We start from the raw sequence: 6,022 nt of genomic DNA, 5'->3' as shown, positions 1-6,022 counted from the left end.
CAACTCGTCCTCATCAATTTTTCGTAATTGCCATTGATACCATTTGTCATCAATGCGTTGTTTTGCGAGCCTATCAATTCGCTCAGTGCGCGGTTTATGACCTTCACGCATGAGTGTAATAACGGAAACCGCTTCGCGTATTTCTGTGTGTGTCATGTTCATAACATGCCCTTTTTGATTAAGGTTTGGTAAGGTTTTACTGGTGTAAATTTCTTAATTACGTTGCCGTTGGTATCACAATACCAATGCAGAGCGCGATAAGTGGGCGGCTCAGCTAACTGGATCGCTCTATCCACTCTAGTTTTTTTAAATGCTTTCACATTACTTCCTTTTTAAAAAAGAAAATCCACTCACATTACAATCAATTGGATCTATTGATTACCCAGCCAAAATTAGGGGGTGATATGTCCTTTTGGACACTGACAAATTATTACGGGCATTTGTCCTCGATCATCAAAAATAGAGTCTTGACGTATCACACGTAAATAGTCTGGTAGATGATCTGCCTTGGCACTAATTGTTAAAGAGCATCCTTTAAAAGGATTTATTACGGTAAAAAATTATTTTTTAACGTAAGTGGAGCTGTAACGGGCAACGTGATCACGAAGTCGAATAGCGGCTTCTTGTCGTTTAGTACGCCCATTTTTTTCTGCTTCTCTTTCGAGTGTGTCACTCGTGATTTTGTCCATTTGGAAATGGATCCCCACGGTGTCTTTCTTTTTGCTCATTCAATAACCTTTAAGGTTTCAGCCTGTAAAAAGGACTGTATGGATGATCATGTGAATGATGGTAAATCAAACAGTAATAGAAAGCAAGACATACGTACTGCATAGAGAGACATTTGTCTTGATTGTTTGTGTGAAAATATACCAATGGCAAAAGGTGAAGATAAATGGCATGAAAACGATAGGTTCAAAAATAGAATACTTACGACAAGAAAATGATCTAACGAAAGATGCTCTCGCTAAGATAGTAGAGGTTTCTGCTGGTGCTGTTTCTAAATGGGAATTAGATATATCTAAACCAAAAGCAAAAAGTTCAATAAAACTAGCAGACTATTTTATGGTTACTTTAGATTCTCTTACTGATCCCAAAAAAGACATAAAATATAGACAAAAAATGGTAAATATACCTTATTATAAAAATGTAGAAGCTGCCGCAGGAGATGGTCTAGAAGCTTTTGATGAATCCTATGACGATCTTTGTATTCATGCTTGTTTTATTTCTAATCCTCAATCGACAATTGCTTTAAATGTAAACGGGGATTCAATGGAACCTATCTTTGTTGATGGCAGTGTTATTTTCATTGATAGGTCTTTATGTAATGTGGTCGATGGGAATGTTTATGTTTTTGTTCATGAAGGGATGGTAAGAATGAAAGAGTTAGAAAGAATCCCAAAAGGTTTGCGATTAAAAAGTTATAACGAAAAGTATCAATCAGAAGATATCGGCATAGAGTTTCAAACCATAAATGTTATTGGTCGTGTTATTGGTCAAATCCAAATGTATTGCTAATTAGGATTTTTGTACTGCATTGATGTTTTATGTTTATTTTCATTAAGTTTAATTATATAGTAGGCATAAGTTCTTAAAGTCAAAGTGCATTACATAGCACGTTACTACATAGTTTTCTATGTAGTGTATTTTTTAAGAATTCAGAATGTGTTGAGGGTGGTACCTTAACCATATAGCATTCGCAAAAAAGGCTGACTATCTCAACTGGGTCAGCCTTTTTTGTATCTAAAATTCGTCGAAATAACAATCGGTTGATCTTTGTGATCTTTTCCTATAGATTAACTAGCAATGTTTGGTTACCAGCCAAACAACCTATAAACAGTTGAGAATCTAAAGATGAACCTATTTCAATGTTGCCTCTGGCAGCCCTATATACAAAGACGCAATTCCTATCACCGTAATGCCTTAGCTTATGCTATCAGACGTTATGATGAGGATGTGTCTTATGAGCATTTCTGATCTTCTCTCTAAAATTCAAATCAAAAAACAATATGATGCTGAGTATCGTGCTAAACGTAAACATCGTAAGCATGAGCTGATTGAACTTCATCGTTCTGTTGTTGCTGATGAAAACAAAAAGAAGCCTAAGACCCCTTTTAAGTTCGATTTTCGCTCTCGTCGTTTGCTGCGCAGTGGCAAATGGGAAACCTTGCCACCTGAATACGCTCGTATTTTAAAATCGTGTGAAGAATTTATAGCTAACCCGAACCGTTTCCCTGCATTAAATGCGTGGGGAGGTGAAGGCGTTAATAATATTCAATGCCGCCGACTCGTTGCGAACGTACTTGCGTGTATCATTGTAAATACTGATCTCATTGGTGGACGCATTGGTTTACCAACGGAAGCTGGACTAAAAACGATCAGTTATGATCACTTACAAGAAGATTATGCGTTGCGCTTTGGTCGTTTTATTTCTCCTAAATCGTTCGCTAAAGCGATCTCATACTTGAAACGCGCTGGTTATCTTCACAGTGAGCGTGTCAACGTCTGTGTCGATCTGAAAGAAGGCACTATACGCAGTGCCCCTGCGTATAAACAGTTCTCTGAGCGTTTCTTTAGTGACTTGAAAGTGGTTCGTTACAGCAATATTTGCCAACTCATTATTGCGTCTCGTAAGCGTCAAGAGCAAAAAGGCTTACGCTTCTCTTGGGTATCGTTCCGAACCCTTGCCAATGGCGTACAAGAAGTATTTAACGCGGATAAGCTCAATAATGTAGCGGATAGTGTGACAAGAGTCTTTGATGCTTATCTGCCCCACCCAGCTCCTCATTAACTACTATTAACGTATCCGCGAAAGCGGAGGCATACTCACGTCTAAAATTCATAGAGCCTAACTTTTTCCTCCTATTCTGACCTGTTTAACGGATTAACTACCATAATTATCGTTGTTTTTGGCTTACTTTCGTGTGGCTGTGGATTAATTTTGTTATCCACACTAAAGGTAGTGCAATAAATTATCCTTAAAAAAAAGCACAATAATGGCAATGAATACACGGCTGCGCTTATGAGTACTAACGTATTAGTACTTTGTATTTATATAAATAATTAAATAAATATTTAAGAGAAACAAAGAGCAGAGCATTAAGTACCTCCCATTAATTTTCAATTTACTCCCCAAACACAAAAAAGATTTCAGAAGAAAATTAACAGGCCCCCAGCCAGTTCAATTCCATCACACATGAATAGATCATCACCCTACTGGCTGCGCTGAACATTTCTTTTGTCATACGACAGGAAACGATAGCGCACTCTGACAAACCAACACACTTAAGAGCATTCTTTCAGGAAAAGGGCTGAGGTTACTTTTAATTAGGTGTTATTTCTTATCCTATGCGCTTACAAGCAATCTTGTGGTCATTGGTGACTCTGGCCTACTAACCTACTCCATCATCGAATCATAACCCTTGTAGGTCTCTTTTTTTGCATCGCTTTGTATTTAAAAACGGTTTTAACAAGTTAAAACGCATTTTAAAATGAAATAGGGGTCAGTTTGGATATCGAAAATTATTGTACGTTAAAGTTATTATTGGAGTTTGAGCAGCAATGGAACAAAAAACAATGATAAGTGCATTAACTTATTGTTATTTATACAAATTTTAAAGTGTAAAAAGAGAGTAAATAATGATTTACTTTCTTTGAATACTGTATAAAAATGTACTGGTTATATATACAGTTAATTGTGAGGTTATTATGCGTATTGAAATGATTTTAAATTCAGCTTTGTTACCAAGAAATGGAACCGCGCTTATTCAACAAGAAATGGAGCGTCGTGTATGACAACGTTACCCTGATGCACGTATTCGATTGCGTAAAGGGACAAGTAATCATTTAGAAATCTATGCCCCTAAAAATGACAAAGAAGCGGCCAACAAGTTGATTGAAGAAATGTTTAATGATGCTGAGGAATGGCTTTATGTGTGAGCGTTGTCGTCGTGAATTTAACAGTATGTATTCCAATACACCTGTTTATTATGAACAAAATAAAGGATGGGATGACTACGTCTATAAAGGCGTTCGCGGCCTGAAAAAAATCAGTTTGGAATACAAAGTCCCTTTGTCGCTTTTGATTGCTCGAATGAAAAAAGGATGGTCGCTGCATGAATTGGTAACATATGCGAGAGTCAATATGAGTGAGGTGATAGCAAAAATGACGACGCCCCTCCCGAAATCACTGCCAGCAACAGAAAAGAAAGGCTTGTATGATAATGGATTTGGGACGTATTCCGTAAAAATACATCAAAATGGTCAACCGCTTCCCTTTCCTGATAAAATGGATGCTTTATGGCGATTGGCATTAGGATTACCTTCTCTACAATAGCCTACTCTTTTTTTAGTGAGCACCATGAGCAAACTTAAATACCATCAAGCCTTTACTAATTTAACCACTCTTGCTCTGCTTCATCTGTACAGCTACATGGAAATGTCATCGCGCTTTGTGCCTATGAAGAAACGCAGCGAGCTACTGATTAAGTTTCTAAAGAAACAAATGGCGTTACAAGGTAACGCCATCATTAAGAAAGACATTAAGGTGTTAATTACTCAGGCGCGTCAAGGTAAAAATATCGAGAAAAAATTAGGGGAGTTACACAAAGTGAATTGTCAATATGGCGAGAAATTTACGGATGCAGACCATCTGTTTATCTTACTGACGTATCTTTATGAAGCGCATGGCTTTGAATCGACGCTCGACAATCCAGAGATTGAACGAGAGCCTGGCATTATTTATACCGACAGTGAGTTAATTGATACGTGCTTTAGTGATGAAAATATCTTATCTAGACCGCTACCCATATCTATCATTATGGATGAGCCTAGCCGATTGGTGGATATTATTAATGGGCATGGAGGGATGTTTATTGCAGAGCATTTATCGACGTCAATTGATAATCGATGTGCGACCGTATTGCTGCATAAAATCCCGACCCCTGAAAAATAAAAGCTTGATAAGGCTTTTATTCTGCAACTGTCCACTTCCCCAATTCTTTTGATGTGAGTAAGTTTTCGGCTATATCGTAAATTTCAATCTTCACCGTTCCCATTGGAGCCATCGATGATGATGAACGTTTTGCGGCTGGAAGTCCTTTCATTAAAATCGTTTCGCTGCGCAGTAACGCCTTTTCGTTATTTAAGTAATTAATTTTAAAAACAGACATGATGCTCTCTTAATTAAGCAGGTATTGTGTATGTTTAAGCGACCGCTAAGTGAAGCCCTATCGCATTGGTTACTTTAAATATAGTGCTCCACTTGGGTTGAGTATTTCCGTTGAACGTTTTATATAAGCTCTCACGGCTTAACCCTGTTACTTTTGCTACGTCAGTCACACCATGTTTTTTAACTAAGTGACCTAACGCAGAAACAAAAACGTTAGGGTCATTATCCTCTAAGCATTCACGCAAAAAAATATTGATTTCATCTTGGGTTTCCAAGTAATCAAAAGGGTTGAATGGTGTTGTTTTAATGGGCATATTAACTCTCCATTTCCATTAGTAATTTATGTGCTTTTTCAATATCTTGCTGTTGTGTGCCTTTATGCCCACCATTTAACAAGATAATGATTTTGTTGCCACGAATGGTGAAATAGATCCGATAACCTTTGCTGACAAATATACGCATTTCTTGTACAGGTGTACCGACGTTTTTTATATCTCCAAAATTGCCATTTTCAGCTCTCATTATCCGCATAAAGATTGCATTTTTTGCTGTTCTATCCTTTAGTTTGGATAGCCACTTATCAAAAAGTTGGGTTTTTTCAATAGAATATTTCATAAGTTAATTGTATCCCATGGGATACAAGGTGTCACGGAAAAGTTAGATATAACAGAGGTTTCGTTGTTTAGTTACTATTTATTAATACGTATTAATAAATAGTAAAAATAATTAATACTTATTCATTGCCTGTGAGGTTAATTCACTGTATATTAATATGTATTGGAAGGTGTTAATACATATAGATAAGTATTAACACGTATTAATACTTATCTATTGTATGGTGATTTATGAATAAAT

General features: G+C 36.8%; 8 protein-coding genes and 1 pseudogene. 5 read left to right on the top strand and 4 right to left on the bottom strand.

Features of this window, described 5'->3' with window-relative positions:
• Nucleotides 1-560: 560 nt before the first annotated feature.
• Nucleotides 561-689 carry a TraY domain-containing protein gene (locus tag PX700_RS21415; protein ID WP_479521889.1) on the bottom strand — a complete coding sequence of 43 codons (129 nt, stop codon included), beginning with the start codon at nucleotides 687-689 and terminating at the stop codon, nucleotides 561-563.
• Between the two features lie 94 nt (nucleotides 690-783).
• Between PX700_RS21415 and PX700_RS21410 the strand changes: the two genes are divergently transcribed.
• The 5 genes and pseudogenes from PX700_RS21410 (at nucleotide 784) to PX700_RS21390 (ending at nucleotide 4,951) form a co-directional block, all read left to right on the top strand.
• On the top strand, nucleotides 784-1,515 hold the full coding sequence (locus tag PX700_RS21410) for an XRE family transcriptional regulator (protein ID WP_479521888.1): 732 nt from the start codon (nucleotides 784-786) through the stop codon (nucleotides 1,513-1,515).
• A 445-nt stretch (nucleotides 1,516-1,960) separates the two neighbouring features.
• The gene (locus PX700_RS21405) at nucleotides 1,961-2,788 is read left to right on the top strand and encodes a hypothetical protein (protein ID WP_446701403.1); all 828 of its coding nucleotides are present in this window, start codon (nucleotides 1,961-1,963) and stop codon (nucleotides 2,786-2,788) included.
• 1,016 nt (nucleotides 2,789-3,804) lie between these two features.
• Nucleotides 3,805-3,936 (top strand): annotated as a pseudogene (locus PX700_RS21400) (DinI-like family protein); the annotation flags it as partial.
• Nucleotides 3,929-4,333, top strand: a complete 405-nt coding sequence (locus PX700_RS21395) for a hypothetical protein (RefSeq protein WP_479521887.1) — start codon at nucleotides 3,929-3,931, stop codon at nucleotides 4,331-4,333. The pseudogene PX700_RS21400 and the gene PX700_RS21395, both read left to right, overlap by 8 nt.
• Before the next feature lie 24 nt (nucleotides 4,334-4,357).
• Nucleotides 4,358-4,951 carry a DUF2913 family protein gene (locus PX700_RS21390; protein ID WP_479521886.1) on the top strand — a complete coding sequence of 198 codons (594 nt, stop codon included), beginning with the start codon at nucleotides 4,358-4,360 and terminating at the stop codon, nucleotides 4,949-4,951.
• A gap of 16 nt (nucleotides 4,952-4,967) precedes the next feature.
• Here PX700_RS21390 and PX700_RS21385 read toward each other — a convergent pair whose 3' ends face one another.
• Genes PX700_RS21385 through PX700_RS21375 form a run of 3 tightly spaced genes read right to left on the bottom strand, consistent with a single transcriptional unit; the run spans nucleotide 4,968 to nucleotide 5,782 of the window.
• Nucleotides 4,968-5,168 carry a hypothetical protein gene (locus PX700_RS21385; RefSeq protein WP_446701283.1) on the bottom strand — a complete coding sequence of 67 codons (201 nt, stop codon included), beginning with the start codon at nucleotides 5,166-5,168 and terminating at the stop codon, nucleotides 4,968-4,970.
• 34 nt (nucleotides 5,169-5,202) lie between these two features.
• Entirely contained in the window at nucleotides 5,203-5,481 is a 279-nt protein-coding gene (locus PX700_RS21380; RefSeq protein ID WP_446701373.1) for an addiction module antidote protein, read from the bottom strand.
• Nucleotide 5,482: 1 nt separating this feature from the next.
• Nucleotides 5,483-5,782: a type II toxin-antitoxin system RelE/ParE family toxin gene (locus PX700_RS21375; RefSeq protein WP_446701374.1), complete on the bottom strand. Its 300-nt coding sequence runs from the start codon at nucleotides 5,780-5,782 to the stop codon at nucleotides 5,483-5,485.
• Between the last annotated feature and the right edge of the window lie 240 nt (nucleotides 5,783-6,022).

This window comes from Pseudoalteromonas sp. TP27, from assembly GCF_056470645.1.
Note: the sequence above shows the minus strand (reverse complement) of the source record. Positions and strands in the feature narration are given on the sequence as shown.